Annotated in this window: 14 protein-coding genes and 1 pseudogene; 10 read left to right on the top strand and 5 right to left on the bottom strand. The window is 71.9% G+C overall.

Translation table 11 applies throughout. The features are described from left to right. Nucleotides 1–154 precede the first annotated feature (154 nt). Together OG472_RS13990 and OG472_RS13985 are read right to left on the bottom strand one after the other, a co-directional pair. Nucleotides 155–823, bottom strand: coding sequence for an HAD family acid phosphatase (locus OG472_RS13990; RefSeq protein WP_405941494.1), 669 nt, complete (start codon nt 821–823; stop codon nt 155–157). Between the two features lie 134 nt (nt 824–957). Further along, nucleotides 958–1,794 (bottom strand): hypothetical protein, encoded by an 837-nt coding sequence (locus tag OG472_RS13985; RefSeq protein ID WP_405943175.1) that lies wholly within the window; start codon nt 1,792–1,794, stop codon nt 958–960. A gap of 233 nt (nt 1,795–2,027) precedes the next feature. Between OG472_RS13985 and OG472_RS13980 the strand changes: the two genes are divergently transcribed. The 3 genes and pseudogenes from OG472_RS13980 to OG472_RS13970 all read left to right on the top strand — a co-directional run bounded on the left by OG472_RS13980 (nt 2,028) and on the right by OG472_RS13970 (nt 3,590). After that, on the top strand, nt 2,028–2,780 hold the full coding sequence (locus OG472_RS13980) for a S1 family peptidase (protein WP_383577826.1): 753 nt from the start codon (nt 2,028–2,030) through the stop codon (nt 2,778–2,780). A gap of 208 nt (nt 2,781–2,988) precedes the next feature. Continuing rightward, nucleotides 2,989–3,293: pseudogene (locus OG472_RS13975) on the top strand (response regulator transcription factor); the annotation flags it as partial. A gap of 102 nt (nt 3,294–3,395) precedes the next feature. Beyond that, nucleotides 3,396–3,590: a hypothetical protein gene (locus OG472_RS13970; RefSeq protein ID WP_401602523.1), complete on the top strand. Its 195-nt coding sequence runs from the start codon at nt 3,396–3,398 to the stop codon at nt 3,588–3,590. 218 nt (nt 3,591–3,808) lie between these two features. Here the strand turns inward: OG472_RS13970 and OG472_RS13965 are convergent, their stop codons facing one another. Together OG472_RS13965 and OG472_RS13960 are read right to left on the bottom strand one after the other, a co-directional pair. Beyond that, complete coding sequence (locus OG472_RS13965; RefSeq protein ID WP_401601049.1) at nt 3,809–4,177, bottom strand: winged helix-turn-helix domain-containing protein; 369 nt, start codon at nt 4,175–4,177, stop codon at nt 3,809–3,811. Continuing rightward, nucleotides 4,174–4,596: a hypothetical protein gene (locus OG472_RS13960; RefSeq protein ID WP_401601046.1), complete on the bottom strand. Its 423-nt coding sequence runs from the start codon at nt 4,594–4,596 to the stop codon at nt 4,174–4,176. The genes OG472_RS13965 and OG472_RS13960 overlap by 4 nt, the downstream gene beginning before the upstream one ends. Before the next feature lie 211 nt (nt 4,597–4,807). Between OG472_RS13960 and OG472_RS13955 the strand changes: the two genes are divergently transcribed. From OG472_RS13955 to OG472_RS13935, 5 genes are all read left to right on the top strand, one after another. After that, nucleotides 4,808–5,173, top strand: a complete 366-nt coding sequence (locus OG472_RS13955; RefSeq protein ID WP_401601043.1) for a chorismate mutase — start codon at nt 4,808–4,810, stop codon at nt 5,171–5,173. A gap of 121 nt (nt 5,174–5,294) precedes the next feature. Continuing rightward, a complete protein-coding gene (pepN, locus tag OG472_RS13950; protein WP_405829673.1) occupies nt 5,295–7,835 on the top strand; it encodes an aminopeptidase N in 2,541 nt (846 codons plus the stop codon). Between the two features lie 236 nt (nt 7,836–8,071). Then, the gene (locus tag OG472_RS13945) at nt 8,072–9,472 is read left to right on the top strand and encodes a pyridoxal phosphate-dependent decarboxylase family protein (RefSeq protein ID WP_405941493.1); all 1,401 of its coding nucleotides are present in this window, start codon (nt 8,072–8,074) and stop codon (nt 9,470–9,472) included. Next, the gene (locus tag OG472_RS13940) at nt 9,469–10,878 is read left to right on the top strand and encodes a lysine N(6)-hydroxylase/L-ornithine N(5)-oxygenase family protein (protein WP_405829671.1); all 1,410 of its coding nucleotides are present in this window, start codon (nt 9,469–9,471) and stop codon (nt 10,876–10,878) included. Before OG472_RS13945 ends, OG472_RS13940 begins: the two co-directional genes overlap by 4 nt. Before the next feature lie 44 nt (nt 10,879–10,922). Then, nucleotides 10,923–11,513, top strand: a complete 591-nt coding sequence (locus tag OG472_RS13935) for a DUF1963 domain-containing protein (protein WP_405941492.1) — start codon at nt 10,923–10,925, stop codon at nt 11,511–11,513. Between the two features lie 90 nt (nt 11,514–11,603). On the opposite strand, the gene OG472_RS13930 is transcribed toward OG472_RS13935, so the two are convergent. Beyond that, the gene (locus tag OG472_RS13930) at nt 11,604–13,406 is read right to left on the bottom strand and encodes a bifunctional metallophosphatase/5'-nucleotidase (protein WP_405941491.1); all 1,803 of its coding nucleotides are present in this window, start codon (nt 13,404–13,406) and stop codon (nt 11,604–11,606) included. A gap of 127 nt (nt 13,407–13,533) precedes the next feature. Here OG472_RS13930 and OG472_RS13925 point away from each other — a divergent pair, with 127 nt between their 5' ends. Both OG472_RS13925 and pyk read left to right on the top strand, forming a co-directional pair. After that, nucleotides 13,534–14,235, top strand: a complete 702-nt coding sequence (locus OG472_RS13925; protein WP_401601027.1) for an SIMPL domain-containing protein — start codon at nt 13,534–13,536, stop codon at nt 14,233–14,235. A 147-nt stretch (nt 14,236–14,382) separates the two neighbouring features. Next, nucleotides 14,383–15,810: a pyruvate kinase gene (gene pyk, locus OG472_RS13920; protein ID WP_401601024.1), complete on the top strand. Its 1,428-nt coding sequence runs from the start codon at nt 14,383–14,385 to the stop codon at nt 15,808–15,810. The last annotated feature ends 4 nt before the right edge of the window (nt 15,811–15,814 follow it).

Below are 15,814 nucleotides of genomic sequence, written 5' to 3'. Positions count from 1 at the left end.
GGCCCGGCCCCCTGGCGAGGGGTCGGGACCGGGTCTTCGTTTCGTGCGGTGGGATATGACTACCCGCTACATCCACCCGCTGAACCGCAGCCGGCCCAAGATGTTGTCCCCGCCTGTTCCGGGACCGCCACCGCCGCGGTCTCGGACCCTCGGGTCAGGACAGCTTGCCGTTGTAGTCCGGCAGCTTGACGGTGCGTTCGGCGTGGCCGCCGACGAGGTCGGTCGGGCTGTTGCCGATGTTGGCGATGATCGTGTAGCCGCGGGCCTCGATCTCCGCGCGCTTCTCCGTCTTGTAGGCGCTGACCTCGTCGAACAGGTCGGGCAGGTCACGGACGTAGAGCCCCGAGACCGGGTAGCCGACCGCCTTGAGGTTGCGCTCGGTGAGGGACTGGATGATCCCCGGGCGGGCGGTGACGAAGAAGACGGCGACCCCGCGGGCGTTCGCGTACTGGGTCAGGGCGCGGACCTTGGCGATCGCCGGGGTCGGGAAGGTCCAGAACCAGTGGAAGTCCGTCTCCAGCGAGGTGTTGTCGATGTCGAGGACGAGCGCCGGCTTCTCGCCGGCGGGCGAGGCGGCGATGCGCTGCTCGATGCCGGGGCGGGCCGCGTCGATGACCGCGGCCACGTCCCGCTGCCAGGTGGCGTAGTCGATGCCCAGGATCGCCGCGTTGCCGCCGGGCGCGGAGGCGGAGGCGGCGGGGGCAGGCGCGGCGGCGGGGGCCGCCTGGGCGGCGGTGGCCGGAACCAGCGTCATGACGGCGGCTGCTGCGGCCACGCCGACGGCGGCGGTACGGGACATACGGGTGCGGCGGGTGCTGCGCATGGGGGGGCGCTCCTCGGTCACGAATTGACGTGTACGCGACCAGGGTTGGCGAGATCCGCCCCCATGTCTACTGGCCGGTAAGAAACTTTTCGTGGCCGACCGGTGAATGAAGATCGTCCGGATGCCGCCTGCTGCTAGGTGTCGCAGTCGAGGACGGTGCGGCACAGGCCGCACCGGGCCCGGAGCCGCCCGCGCACCGGCAGTCGCAGCCGCTGCCCGCACGCCGGGCAGGGGAAGTCCACCCGCAGTCCGGGACCGGATCCCTCGCGCTCGAAGCGATACGCCGATCCGCCCGCCGGGGCGGGCCCGCTGCGCCGCGCCATCGCGTACCGCCGCCGCGCCAGCGCGCCCGCGGCCGCCAGCGGGGGCCGGCGGTGGTCCCGCTCGGCCAGCGCGCGCCCGCGCACGTACGCCTCGTAGGCCTGCGGGCTGGTGAACCAGGTGGAGGGGTCCTCGCCGAACAGGGCGGCCCGTTTGGCGAGGACGTAGCCGAACTCCTCCGGGGTGAGGTAGCCGAACTTCTGGTGGGTGAGCGCGTCCTCGCGGTAGGCGTCGAGCAGCAGCCAGCCCGCCCCCAGGTAGACGGCGGCGGTGTCGGTGAGGATCTCGTTCTCCCCGGTGCCGGGGAAGCGCAGGTCCAGCCGGTGCAGCAGGACGTGGGTGACCTCGTGGGACAGGGCCGCCGCAAGGTCCCGGCGATGGGTGCGGAAGCGGTCGCTGACCTCGACGAAGTACTCGGGGCCCGCGGTCAGTTCCACGGTGGCCGCCTGCTCCGTCGGCCGGAAGGCGACCACCATCCGCGCGTCGGGCAGCCGGAGCGCGCGCACCATCGCCGAGGCCACCCGCTGCGCGCCCAGGTGCAGGTCGTCGGTGGTGTCGAAGGCGGCGTCGGCGGGCGCGAAGCTCGTGTCGTAAGCGCGGATCCCGTCGGCCGACAACCGCCGGAAGAGCGCGGTGATCGAGGCCCGCATCGTCGCCAGATGTGGAAATCCGTGCTCGATCGGACCTCCCGGCCCGCCCTTCTGCGTCACCGCGTCCCCTTCGCCGCAATCCCTGCCGTCCGAACGGACGATTGGCCGAAATTGCGTTCTTGATGGCGCCCGCGCCTCTGATGTGTCATGGACCCGTCATTCACCCAATGGCACGCACGGCCCAACCCCCCACGAAAGGCAGTGTGTTGACTGTGACCACCCTTGTGCAGTTCATGAAGCGCAGCCTCGCCGTCGGAGCGGTCGCCCTCGCGGCCGTCAGCCTCCAGCCCGGCTCCGCCTCCGCCGGCACGGCCCCCGTCGTCGGCGGCACGCGCGCCGCCCAGGGCGAGTTCCCCTTCATGGTGCGCCTCTCCATGGGCTGCGGCGGCGCCCTCTACACCCAGCAGATCGTCCTCACCGCCGCCCACTGCGTGAACGGCTCCGGCAACAACACCTCCATCACCGCCACCGCCGGCGTCGTCGACCTCAACAGCTCCAGCGCCATCAAGGTCAAGTCCACCAAGGTCCTGCGCGCCCCCGGCTACAACGGCAGCGGCAAGGACTGGGCCCTGATCAAGCTCGCCAAGCCCATCAACCTGCCCACCCTCAAGATCGCCGAGACCAAGCAGTACGACAACGGCACGTTCACCGTCGCCGGCTGGGGCGCCACCCGCGAAGGCGGCGGCCAGCAGCGGTACCTCATGAAGGCCAACGTCCCCTTCGTCTCCGACGCCAGCTGTCAGGCCTCGTACGGCAGCTCCCTGATCCCGGGCGAGGAGATCTGCGCCGGCTTCGACCAGGGCGGCGTCGACACCTGCCAGGGCGACTCCGGCGGCCCGATGTTCCGCCGCGACAACAACAACGCCTGGATCCAGGTCGGCATAGTCAGCTGGGGCGAAGGCTGCGCCCGCCCCGACTACCCCGGCGTCTACACCGAGGTCTCCACCTTCGCCGCCGCGATCAAGAGCGCCGCGGCGAGCATGTAGCACCCCCTCGCCCTTCCGGCCGGGCGCGAACCGGCCGGAAGGGCGAGGCGCCCCGCCCCGCCCGTACGCAAGCTCGGCCGGAACACCCCACGAGCCACCCGGCGGTCCGCCGTGCGGGTGCGGGCCGGGGCGCGCACCGGTCCCACGGGAAGCGACCGGAGGTGGCAGCGGCGGGCGAGAGCGGGGCAGGTGGCGCACGGCGATCAGAGAGGTCGTCGCCGACGTCGTCGACGGCGAGGCCGCCCTCGACATCCGCATGCCGAAGACGGACGGCCTCGAAGTCACCCGGCGCCTGTCCGGCAGCGACACACCACACATCGTCATCGTCACCACCTTCGACCTCGACGAGTACGTCCACGCGGCGCTCCACGGCGGAGCATCCGGCTTCCTCCTGAAGGACGCCAGCCCGGCCATGCTGGTTGAAGCGGTCCGTGCGACTCCCTCGTCTCGCCCGCCATCACGGTGCGGCTGCTGCGCGAAATGGCCCCGCGGACCCCGGCCTCCCAGGCCCGTCGCCATCGTCGTCGAGGCGAGGGCCGCCCGTTTCACCCAGGTCTCCGCCGAACGCGCGGGCGAGATCCTCGGCCGGATCGAGACCGCCGGGGACGAGTCTCGATGCGCCGCCTCGTCAAGATCCTCCGCGAGAACGACGACGGCTCCACGGCCGCCACCGCCGTCCGCGTCGGCCTGCACACCGTCCCCGCCGGCGGCTACGGCCTCGCCGACATGGCCGAACGCGCGGAGGCCCTGGGCGGCTCCTTCACCGCCGGCCCCACCGGCTGGCTCGCCAAGGCGACCCTGCCGCTGTAGCCCGCCACCGGTTGCTTTGCCGACGGGGGTGCGGCAGCCGCGGAGGCGGCCCCTCCCGACGGGGTCGGGTGTGTGCCGGGGCGCTCCCCGCAGGGCGTCGAACGCACTGTGGCTCGGCCCTCCGACCCCCCGCCACGTTCGGCGCCCGAGGAGACGCCCCGGCGCGCGCCCGCCCCAGGCCGCACCGGCGGAGCCCGCCGCCCCGGCCCGCGCAGGGCCTAGCCCAGCGCGATCGCCCGCAGCGCGGCCAAGTGGCGCTCGTACACGGTCCGGCCCTCAGGCGTCAGCGAGAGCCAGGTGCGCGGCCGGCGCCCCACGCGGCCCTTGCGGACCGCCACCCAGCCCGCCTCCTCCAGCGCCGCGACCTGCTTGGACAGTGCCGAGTCCGTGACTTCGACCAGGTCCCGTACGAAGCCGAACTCGGCCTTGTCCAGCGGAACCAGCGCCGCCACCACCGACAGCCGCACGGGCGCGTTCAGCAGCGGCGCGAGGTCGTGCCGCGGATGCCCGGCCCGCTTCGCCTGCCCGGCCCCGGCCCCGGCCGAACCCGCAGCCCCCACCGCCCCCTCGGTCTCCCCGTCCGTCATGCCGCACCCCGCATCTCGGTCCACGCGCCGACCGCGAGCGGCAGCGCACACGCCAGCGCGGCCCCCGCCGCGAACGGCACGCTGCGGCCGAACACCGTGGTGCCGAGGAGGACCATCAGGGCGAAGACCGTCGCCCAGGTCCCGATCAGCACCCCGTGCTTCAGGCCGAAGCCCCGGCGCACGACGCGCTGCCGCGCCGCGTACACGCTGAGCCCGCTCACGAGCAGCACGTTGATCACCCCCATCGCCGTCGCCGCCACCGGACCGCGCCCCAGCACGGCCACCGGTACGAGCACCAGCTGCCCGGCGGCGTAAGCCCACAGGTAGCGCGCGTACCAGCCGCTCCGCGCCCGGGCCGCCTTCTCCATTCCGGCCGCCCGGCCCAACGCCCCGGCCGCCGCCTCCGTCGCCTCGTACATGCTTCGCTTCCCCCTCGTCCGCACACTCATCGGTCAATTTCCAATATGGCGAGCACTTTCCAGATTTGCAAGTACTTGGCATCTGGGAAGGACTCCCGAGGCGCCCGGGAAGCGCCCACCGACCCCCCGCCCGGACGCCCGCGGCCCGCCCCCGTCTCACAGGCCGACTGCCCGGAGACTCACCGGCCGCCGCCACGTATTCTCGGGAACCATGAACATCAGCGACCTCGACAACGGCGCGGGCCCGGGCGCGGGCACCGACAAGGGCGCCGCCGGCGGCATCGACGAGAGCGTCACCGCCGAACTCGCCCGCCTGCGGGACAGCATCGACAACATCGACGCGGCCGTGGTCCACATGCTCGCCGAACGCTTCAAGTGCACCCAGCAGGTCGGCCACCTCAAGGCCCGGCACCAGCTGCCGCCCGCCGACCCGGGCCGCGAGGCCAGCCAGATCGCCCGGCTGCGCCAGCTCGCCGAGAACGCCAAGCTCGACCCGGCCTTCGCCGAGAAGCTCCTCAACTTCATCATCGCCGAGGTCATCCGCCACCACGAGACGATCGCCGCAGGCGAGGAGTAGCCCCTCGGGAGCCGCGGGCGAGGAGCAGCCGCTCGGGAGCCGCGGGCCGGAGCACCCGCCGCGCAGCGGAAGAGGGAAACGGAAGATCGAGCTCCGTCGCCCGCTGGGGCAGCATTGCCCCATGTCCGCACTGACGCGCACCGAAGCGCAGCTCCGAGCCCGGCTCCTCGACGTCCACCACTACGCCGTCACGCTCGACCTCACCGGCGACGACGACGAAACCTTCGACTCGGCCACCGTCATCCGGTTCACCGCCCGCACCGCCGGAGACACCTTCGTCGAGCTGAAGCCGGTGGAGCTGCGCTCCGTCACCCTCGACGGCCGCCCCCTCGACCCGGCCGCCCTCGACGACAACCGCCTCCCGCTCACCGGCCTCACCCAGGGCCCCCACGAGCTGCGGCTCGACACGCGCATGCGCTACTCCCGCACCGGCGAGGGCCTGCACCGCTTCACCGACCCCGCGGACGGGGAAACGTACGTCTACAGCCAGATGTTCATGGACGACGTCCAGCGCGTCTTCCCGGCCTTCGACCAGCCCGACCTCAAGGCCGTCTTCGAGTTCACCGTCACCGCCCCCGCCCACTGGACCGTCCTCGCCAACGGCATCACCACCCGCACCGGCGACCGCACGGGACATCCGTCCGGCGACGGCGCCGGCATCTGGACCTCCGCCCCGACGCCCGTCATCTCCACCTACCTCGCCGCCGTCGCCGCCGGCCCCTGGCACAGCCTGACGACGGAACACGCCGGACTGCCCTTCGGCATCCACTGCCGCCAGTCCCTCGCACCCCACATGGACGCCGACGCCGGGGAAATCCTCTCCATCACCAAGGACTGCTTCGACCGGTACCAGGAGAAGTTCACCGAGCCGTACCCCTTCGACTCCTACGACCAGGCCTTCGTACCCGAGTTCAACGCCGGCGCCATGGAGAACCCCGGACTCGTCACCTTCCGCGACGAGTTCATCTACCGCTCCGCCGTCACCGACACCGAACGCCAGTCCCGGGCCATGGTCATCGCCCACGAGATGGCCCACATGTGGTTCGGCGACCTCGTCACCCTCGCCTGGTTCGACGACATCTGGCTCAACGAGTCCTTCGCCGAATACATGGGCTACCAGACCCTCACCGAAGCCACCCGCTTCACAGACACCTGGACCGACTTCGGCGTCACCCGCAAGCCCTGGGGCTACGACGCCGACCAGCGGCCCTCCACCCACCCCGTCGCCCCCGCCCCCGACGACGTCCCCGACACCGCCTCCGCCCTCCTCAACTTCGACGGCATCTCCTACGCCAAGGGCGCCTCCGCCCTGCGCCAGCTCGTCGCCTGGCTCGGCGAGAAGGACTTCCTGGCCGGCATCAACACCCACTTCGCCCGCCACAAGTTCGCCAACGCCTCCCTCGCCGACTTCATCGACTCCCTCGCCGCCCACACCGAACGCGACGTCCGCGCCTGGGCCGACGTCTGGCTGCGCACCACCGGCATCGACACCCTCACCCCGCGCATCGAGGAAGCCGCACACGGCGCCGACGAAGCCGCCGGCTGGACCCTCACCGTCGACCGCCACGGCAGCCGCCCTCACCACATCTCCGTCGGCATCTACGACCGCGACCCCGCCGACGGCCGCACCCTGGAACCCCGCGACCACCTCGCCCTCGACATCCCCTCCGACGAGGTCGTCTCGGTGAGCGGCGTCCGCCCCGCGCTGGTCCTCCTCAACGACGGAGACTTCACCTACGCCAAGGTCCGCCTCGACGAGACCTCCCTCGAAACGGTCCTGCGCGGCCTGTCCGGCATCCCCGACGCCCTCACCCGCGCCGTCGTCTGGAACGCCCTGCGCGACATGGTCCGCGACGGCGAACTGGACCCGCAGGACTACCTGCTGACCGCCGAAGCACACCTGCCCGAGGAACACGACCTGGCCATCGTCCAGGGCGTCCTCTCCTTCGCCCGCACCCAGGTCGCGGTGCGCTACGTCGCCCCCGAAGACCGGACCGCAGCCCTGGCCACCCTCACCACCACCGCCCGCGACCTGCTGCGGCGCACCGAGGACGGCTCCGAGCCCGGCATGCGGCTCAGCGCCGTACGCGTCCTGATCGACAGCGCCACCCAGCCCGACGCCATCGCCGCCTGGCTCGCCGACGACACCGTCCCCGGCGGCCCCGCGCTCGACCCCGAGCTGCGCTGGCGCATCCTCGCCCGCCTCGCCGTCCTCGGCGCCGTCCAGGAGAGCGACATCGACGCCGCCCTCGCCGCCGACCCCAGCGCCACCGGCCAGGAAGGCGCCGCCCGCTGCCGCGCCGCACTCCCCACGGCGCAGGCCAAGGCCGCCGCCTGGGACCGGCTCTTCCACGACGACAGCCTCTCCAACTACCTGTTCAGCGCCACCGCCCAGGGCTTCTGGCAGCCCGAACAGGCCGACCTGGTCGAGGAGTACGTCACCCGCTTCTACCCCGAGGCCGTCGCCCTCGGGGCCCGCCGCGGCCCCGCCATCGCCGAGGCCGCCGGCCGCTACGCCTTCCCCGCCTACGCCGTCCACGAGGCCAACCTCCAGGCCGGCCACGCCTGCCTCACCGACCCGGACATCCTCCCGCTCCTGCGCCGCAAACTCGTGGACCAGCTCGACGACCTGGCCCGCGCCCTCCGCGTCCGCACCGCCTGACCGGCCCCGACCGCCCCTGCCGGGCCCCCGGGCTCCGCCCCGCTCCTGCAGCCCCCCGGGGTACGGGGCGGAGCCCGGGTCCGTGGGCCCGCCCGCGCTTGAGGCGCAGGTCCCGGCAGCGGTCGCCGCACCGACCGGAAACTCCGGACAAACCCCGGCGGTTACCCCATTCGGGTCTGATCGTTGTACTGGCAGGGTGCCCCGCCCCGCACCCCTCCCAGCCCCGGAGGACCCCGATGACCGCGCCGCCCGGCACAGGCACAGGCACACCGCCCCCGCTCGCCGGCGGAGCCGACGGCCCCACCGCCCTGCGGCCCCTCCTGGACACCGTCCTCGACGCCCTGGCCGCCGGAGCCCGTGACCGCGGCGGTCCCCTGCCCGCAGGCGGCCCGGATGCCCAGGCCGCCCGCGTCCGGGCCGCACTCGGCGACGTACTCCCCGCCCACGGAACCGGCGACCACGAAGCACTGCGCACCCTCGTCCACACCCTCGCCGCAGGCGCCGCCGACCCCGCCGACCCCCTCTGCGCAGCCCACCTGCACTGCCCCCCGCTCGCCGTCGCGGCCGCCGCCGACCTCGCCGCCAGCGCCCTCAACCCCTCCCTCGACTCCTGGGACCAGGCGCCCGCCGCCTCCGCCGTCGAAGCCCTCCTCACCCGCGCCCTCGCCGCCGAGTTCTACGACACCCCCCACGCCGACGCCCTCGTCACCACCGGCGGCACCGAAGCCAACCAGCTCGCCCTGCTCCTCGCCCGCGAACGCCACGGCCCCGCCCTGACCGTCCTCCACGGAGCCAACGCCCACCACTCCGTCCCGCGCGCCGCCTGGCTCCTCGGCCTCCCCCCGGCCACCGAACTCCCCACCCCCGCCGGCGTCCTCGACCCCGCCCGCCTCGCCGAAGCCCTCGCCGCCGCCCCCGGCCCCACCCTCGTCACCGCCACCGCCGGCACCACCGACGCCGGACTCGTCGACCCCCTCCACCGCATCGCCGACCTCTGCGACCGCTACGGCGCCGACCTCCACGTCGACGCCGCGTACGGCGGCCTCCTCGCCCTCAGCCCCCGCCACCGCGACACCGTCGCCGGACTCGGCCGCGCCCACTCCCTCACCATCGACCTCCACAAACTCGGCTGGCAGCCCGTCGCCGCAGGCCTCCTCGCCGTCCCGGACAGCGCCCTGCTCGCCCCCCTCGCCCACCAGGCCGACTACCTCAACGCCACCGACGACACCGAAGCCGGCCTCCCCGACCTCCTCGGCCGCTCCCTGCGCACCACCCGGCGCCCCGACGCCCTCAAGATCGCCGCCACCCTGCGCTCACTGGGCCGCGACGGCCTCGTCCGCCTCATCGACCGCACCTGCGAACTCGCCCGGCAGCTCGCCGCGCTCCTCGACGCCCACCCCGGCTTCGAACTCCACTCGGCCCCCACCATCAGCACCGTCCTCTTCCGGCCCACCCACGCCGACGACGACCAGCTCGCCACCCTGCGCCGCACCCTCCTGAACGAAGGCCGCGCCGTCCTCGGCCGCACCCACGCCGACGGCCGCCTGTGGCTCAAAGCCACCCTGCTCAACCCGCACACCACCGCGGGGGACCTGGACACCCTCATCGCCCTCCTGGAAGGCAGCACCCACCGATGACCGCCCAGCTCGATGCCCCCCACGACCTCGTCGGAATCGGCATCGGCCCCTTCAACCTGTCCCTCGCGGCCCTCGCCCACGGCCTGCCGCAACAAGGCGCGGGCGAACTCGCCACCGTCTTCTACGACCAGCGGCGCGACTTCCGCTGGCACCCGGGACTCCTCATCGAAGGCGCCACCCTCCAAGTCCCCTTCCTCGCCGACCTCGTCACCCTCGCCGACCCCACCAGCCCCTGGAGCTTCCTCAGCTACCTCAGGCACAAGGAACGTCTCTTCCCCTTCTACTTCGCCGAGCAGTTCCACATCCACCGCGCCGAATACGACGCCTACTGCCGCTGGGTCGCCGGCCGCATCCCCGGACTCCACTTCGGCCACCAGGTCGACGCCGTCCGCTGGAACCCCGAACGCGACCTCTTCGAAGTCGACTTCACCCAGCTCGACGCCGGCGGCGAAGCCGAAGCCCTCGGCCGCACCTACACCCGCCACCTCGCCCTCGGCATCGGCACCGCCCCCTACATCCCCGAACCCCTGCGCCCCCTCGCCGAGGCCCCCACCGTCCCCGTCATCCACTCCGCCGACTACCTCGACCACCGCCGGCGCATCCTCGGCGCCGACCACGTCACCGTCATCGGATCGGGCCAGTCCGGCGCCGAAGTCTTCCTCGACCTCCTCCGCGCCCGCCCCGCCGGCCGCGAACGCCTCACCTGGCTCGCCCGGACCCCCTCCTTCGCCCCCATGGAGTACTCGAAGCTCGGCCTCGAACACTTCACCCCCGACTACACCCGCTACTTCCACTCCCTCCCCGAACCCGTACGCAACCAGCTCGTCCCCGCCCAATGGCAACTCCACAAGGGCATCGACACCGACACCATCGCCGCCATCCACGCAGAGCTCTACCGCCGCACCCTCCACGGCGGCTGGCCCGACGCCGTCCTCACCCCCGGCGTCACCGTCCGCACCGCCGGCCGCGTCGCCACCACCAAGGTCGAACTCCACCTCGAACACGTCGAGCAGGGCACCCGCTCCCGCCTCACCACCGACGCCGTCGTCCTCGCCACCGGCTACCGGGAACGCCCCCTCGGCGGCCTCCTCGCCGGCCTCGACCCCTACCTGCGCAAGGACTCCGCCGGCCGCCCCCGCATCGACGACCGGTACCGGATGATCCTCGACCCCACCGTCGGCGGCAGCATCTTCGTCCAGAACGGCGAACGCCACACCCACGGCGTCGGAGCCCCCGACCTCGGCCTCGCCGCCTGGCGCAGCGCCGCCATCCTGAACACCCTCACCGGCAAGGACCCCTACCCCCAGCCCGCCCGGACCGCCTTCACCACCTTCGGCCTCGAACAGCGGGAACACACCCGCCCCCGGCCCGCCGGCGACCTGCTCCCGCTGGTCGACCACCCCTGACCCCACCGCCCAGCCCCCCGCACCGCTGCGCATACATTCCCGGCATGACGACGCTCCTCCTCGACGGCGGGCCGGTCGCCCCGGACGCCCCGGTCACCCGCACCGGCGGCATACCCCTGGCCCCCGCCGGCACCGCATGGCCGACCTGCGCCTCATGCGCCGCACCCCTGCAGTTCCTCGCCCAGATCCACCTCGGCGACCTCCCCGGCCCCACCGCCCCCACCCCGGGCGTACTGGCCCTCTTCATGTGCGCGAACCGCCCCGGGCAGTGCGAACAATGGAGCCCCACCGCAGGCGGCAACCTCGCCCTGCTGCTCCCCGCCGACCACCTGGAACCCGTACGGACCCCCGGCGGGGCGGACCATGACCTCCTCGGACTCGGAGCCGTACGCGCCGCCGTACCCACCCCCATGGCACCCGCCACCGCGACGATCCTGGGCCGCCTCGGCGGCACCCCCGACTGGCTCCAGTACGACGAGACACCCGACTGCCCCGCCTGCGCACGGCCTATGGACTTCGCCGCCGAGCTGACGGAAGGCCCCGACCCCGTCACCGCCATGAACTTCGGCTCCGGCCGCGCCTACACCCACACCTGCACCCCCTGCGGCCGCGCCGCACTCCTCTGGCAGTGCTGACCCCCACCCGACGGCCGCGGCCCGCCCCCCCCACGCACGGCGGCCGGGACCCCGCCACAGCAGGTCCCGGCCGCACGGCTCGCGAACGGACTAGAACACCGGCACGCCGGCCCGCGTCAGACGCCAGTCCACGGACGCGAACTGCGCCGGGTCGATCGTCCCCTTCGCCTTCACCCACTGGATGATCGTGTTGCGGATCTCGTCGGAGTTCGACCACAGCTGCCTGGCCTGCGGCACGTGCGGGAAGTTCCCGCCGCCCGAGGCCCGGTAGTTGTTCACCGCGAACACGAACTGCGCCGCCGGATCCACCGCCTTCCCCTGGAAGGTCAGCCCCGTGATCCGCGAACCCGCCGGCTGCGCGATGTCGATGTCGTACGCCAGCCCGTACACGGCGTCGTAGTTGTAGTCCGGAATGCTCTCGGCATTCGTCAGCTTCGCCGGATCCACCGCATCACCCGGCGCCGTCCGCACGAAGTACCGCGCCGAGTACTCCAGGTAGTCCTTCAGCTGCGCACCCGTCAGCAGCCGTGCCTCCATCGTGTTCTCGAACGGGTACAGGCCCGCCGCGTCCCTGATCGTCACCTGCCCGGCCGGGATCGCCGCCGTCCGCGAGAAGCACGAAGCCTGCGACAGCACCGGAAGCGCCGCCCACTCCGTACCCGCCAGCGCCGCCTTCACCGTCTCCGCCTGCACGTGGTTGATCAGATCGATGATCGCCACGTCCTTGACCGGCCCCTCCGCCGAGGACATCGCCTGCGTGGAGGTGCCGATCACCTGGTTCACGTACGCCACGACCTTGCGGTGCTCGTCCGACAGCAGCCGCGTGATCTTCGGGTCCTCGGCGACCGCGTTGGAGTTCAGCACCTTCGCCGCGACCTTCGCCACCGACCAGCGGCCCCTCTCCCACACCAGCTCGAAGTCGAACAGCGTCAGCCGCTGGCCCCACTTCAGCGGCTCCGACAGCACCACGTCCTTGCCGGTCGCCTTGTTCTTCACCCGGTACTCGGGAATCTCCGTGTGCGCGTGCCCCACCAGGATCGCGTCGATCCCCGCCACCTGCTCCGCCACCAGCCCGGCCGCGTTCTCGATGTGGGGCAGCTGGTCCCCGTACGAGGACGTCCCGCTCGACCCCGAGTGCGCCGACACGATCACCACGTCGGCGCCCATCGAACGGAGCTTCGGCACGTACTTCGCCGCCTGCTCCTCCAGCCCCGGGAACGTCATCCTGCCCTGGACATTGGCCTTGTCCCAGATCGCGATCCCCGGGTTCGTCAGCCCCAGCACCGCCACCTTCACGTCCCGCCCGCAGGGCGTCCGCAGCCGGTGCATGCTGTACGGCGGGAACGCCGGCCGCAGCGTCTTCGCGTCCAGCGCGTTCGCCCCCAGCAGCGGGAAGTCGCACTGCTCCTCGAACTTGCGCAGCACCGGTATCCCGTAATTGAACTCGTGGTTCCCGAGCGCCGCCGCGTCGTACCCGATCGCGTTCATCGCCTGCGCCATCGGGTGCACCGGACCGCGCCGGGCCGTGATCGGGTCCACCTTGGCGTAGTAATAGGACAACTGCGTGCCCTGGATCGTGTCACCGGCATCGATCAGCAGCGTGTTGCGCCGCCCCTTCTCCGCCCGCACCTGGTTCACCAGCGTGGAGATCTTCGCCAGGCCGACGTCGTTGTGCGCCTTGTCGTCGAACTCCTTGTCCGTGAAGTAGTCCCAGTTGAAGACGTTCCCGTGCAAGTCGGTCGTGCCCATCACCGTGAACGCGTACGTCCGCGGCCCCGGGCCCGTCACCTCCTGCTGCTGTGCGGCGGCCGGGGTGCTCGTGGCCCCCGCCAACGCAACGGCCGCACCTGTCGCGGCCGTGGTCCCCAGAAAAGTCCTGCGGTCGAACGCCATGCCATCTCCCTTTCGAGGCCTGAACAACGCGCGTAGATTCTGACCCACTGGTAACAAGCGGCAACACCCCCGGCAGGTTTCGATCCGATGACCACACCCGTGCGAGCGACAGTGCGAGAGTGAATCCATGACCCAGGACGCATCGCACCAGCCCTACGGCACACCCGAAGTACCCCGCGTCGCAGTCCGCGGCGAAGCCCGCATCGAAGTCGACCCCGAGATCGCCCGCATCGGCATCACCGTCAGCGCCCGCGGCACCGACCGGCGTACCGCCCTCGAAGACCTCACCCGGCGCAACAACGCCGTCCTCGACCTCATCAAGAGCTACGGCGACCCCGTCGAAAAACTCGAAACCGGCTCCTTCTCCATCACCCCCGAACTCACCCGCCACGGCCGCGCCGAACGCATCCGCGCCTACCACGGCCGCGTGCACATCACCGCAGAACTCGCCGACTTCACCACCCTCGGCGAACTCACCACCCGCCTCGCCGACCTCGAACTCACCCAGGTCGACGGCCCCTGGTGGGCCCTGCGCCCCACCTCTCCCGCCCACGGCCAGGCCCGCCGCCAAGCCGTGCTCGAAGCCGTCCAGCGCGCCCGCGAATACGCCGAAGCCCTCGGTGCCCGCCTCGCCGCCCTCGTCGAACTCGCCGACCTCGGCGCCGAGAACGCCAACCCCTTCCCCGCCGCCCCCGGCGCCGGAATGCGCACCATGGCCTTCAGCGCCGCCGAGGACGCCGGCCCGCCGCCGCTCGACCTCGAACCGCAGCGCCAGACCGTCTACGCCCAGGTGAACGCCCGGTTCACGATGACCCCTCCGCAGCTCTGAAGAACCGGCGAAATCGGCACCCCGGGGGTGCTCATCAGAGCACCCCCATGCACATTCAACAGTTGTCAACAACCTTTTGCTCAAAGGTTGTTGAGTGGACACCCGGAAGCGATTACCTACTCTCTGGTAGGGGAATACGCTCGCCTCATGCGCCGAGCGAAAATCGTATGTACCCTGGGCCCCGCCACCGACTCATACGACCAGATCAAAGCCCTGGTCGAAGCCGGAATGGACATCGCCCGCTTCAACCTCAGCCACGGCACCTACGCCGAACACGAGGAGCGCTACCAGCGCGTACGCAAGGCCTCCGACGAGACCGGCCGCAGCGTCGGCATCCTCGCCGACCTTCAAGGCCCGAAGATCCGCCTCGGCCGCTTCCGCGAAGGACCCGTACTCCTTGAACGCGGTGACGAGTTCACCATCACCGTCGAAGACCACGAAGGCGACCGCCACACCTGCGGCACCACCTACAAGGGACTCGCCGGCGACGTCACCACCGGCGAGCGCATCCTCGTCGACGACGGCCGCGTCACCCTCGAAGTCACCGCGGTCGACGGCCCCCGCGTGCACACCCGCGTCGTCGAAGGCGGCATGGTCTCCGACCACAAGGGCCTCAACCTCCCCGGCGTGGCCGTCTCCGTCCCGGCCCTCTCCGACAAGGACATCGAAGACCTCCGCTGGGCCCTGCGCATCGGCGCCGACGTCATCGCCCTCTCCTTCGTCCGCAGCGGCCGCGACATCGAAGACGTCCACCGCATCATGGACGAGGAGGACCGCCGCCTCCCGGTCATCGCCAAGATCGAAAAGCCCCAGGCCGTCGAGAACATCGACGACATCGTCGCCGCCTTCGACGGGATCATGGTCGCCCGCGGCGACCTCGGCGTCGAAATGCCCCTGGAACAGGTCCCGATCGTCCAGAAGCGGGCCGTCAAGCTCGCCAAGCGCAACGCCAAGCCCGTCATCGTCGCGACCCAGATGCTCGACTCGATGATCGAGAACTCCCGGCCCACCCGCGCCGAGGCCTCCGACGTCGCCAACGCCGTCATCGACGGCACCGACGCCGTCATGCTGTCCGGCGAGACCAGCGTCGGCAAGTACCCCGTCGAAACCGTGCGGACCATGTCCCGCATCGTCGAAGCCGCCGAAGAGGACATCCTCGACAAGGGCCTGCCGCCCCTGACCGACCGCAACAAGCCCCGCACCCAAGGCGGAGCCGTCGCCCGCGCAGCCGCCGAGATGGGCGACTTCCTCGACGCCAAGTTCCTCGTCGCCTTCACCCAGAGCGGCGACACCGTCCGCAGGCTCTCCCGCTACCGCTCACCCATCCCGCTGCTCGCCTTCACCCCCGACCCCGCCACCCGCTCCCAGCTCAACCTCACCTGGGGCGTGGAGACCTTCCTCGGCCCCCACGTCGACTCCACCGACGCCATGGTCGCCCAAGTCGAGGAAGAACTCCTGCGGATCGGCCGCTGCGTACCCGGCGACACCGTCGTCATCACCGCCGGCTCACCCCCCGGCGTCAGCGGATCCACGAACCTCGTCCGCATCCACCACATCGGCGACGCGGTCCGCTGAACCC

It is taken from the genome of Streptomyces sp. NBC_00207 (assembly GCF_045160965.1).
GTDB lineage: Bacteria > Actinomycetota > Actinomycetes > Streptomycetales > Streptomycetaceae > Streptomyces.
The sequence above is the reverse complement of the archived record's forward strand: the minus strand, read 5'-3'. Positions and strand labels throughout refer to the sequence as shown.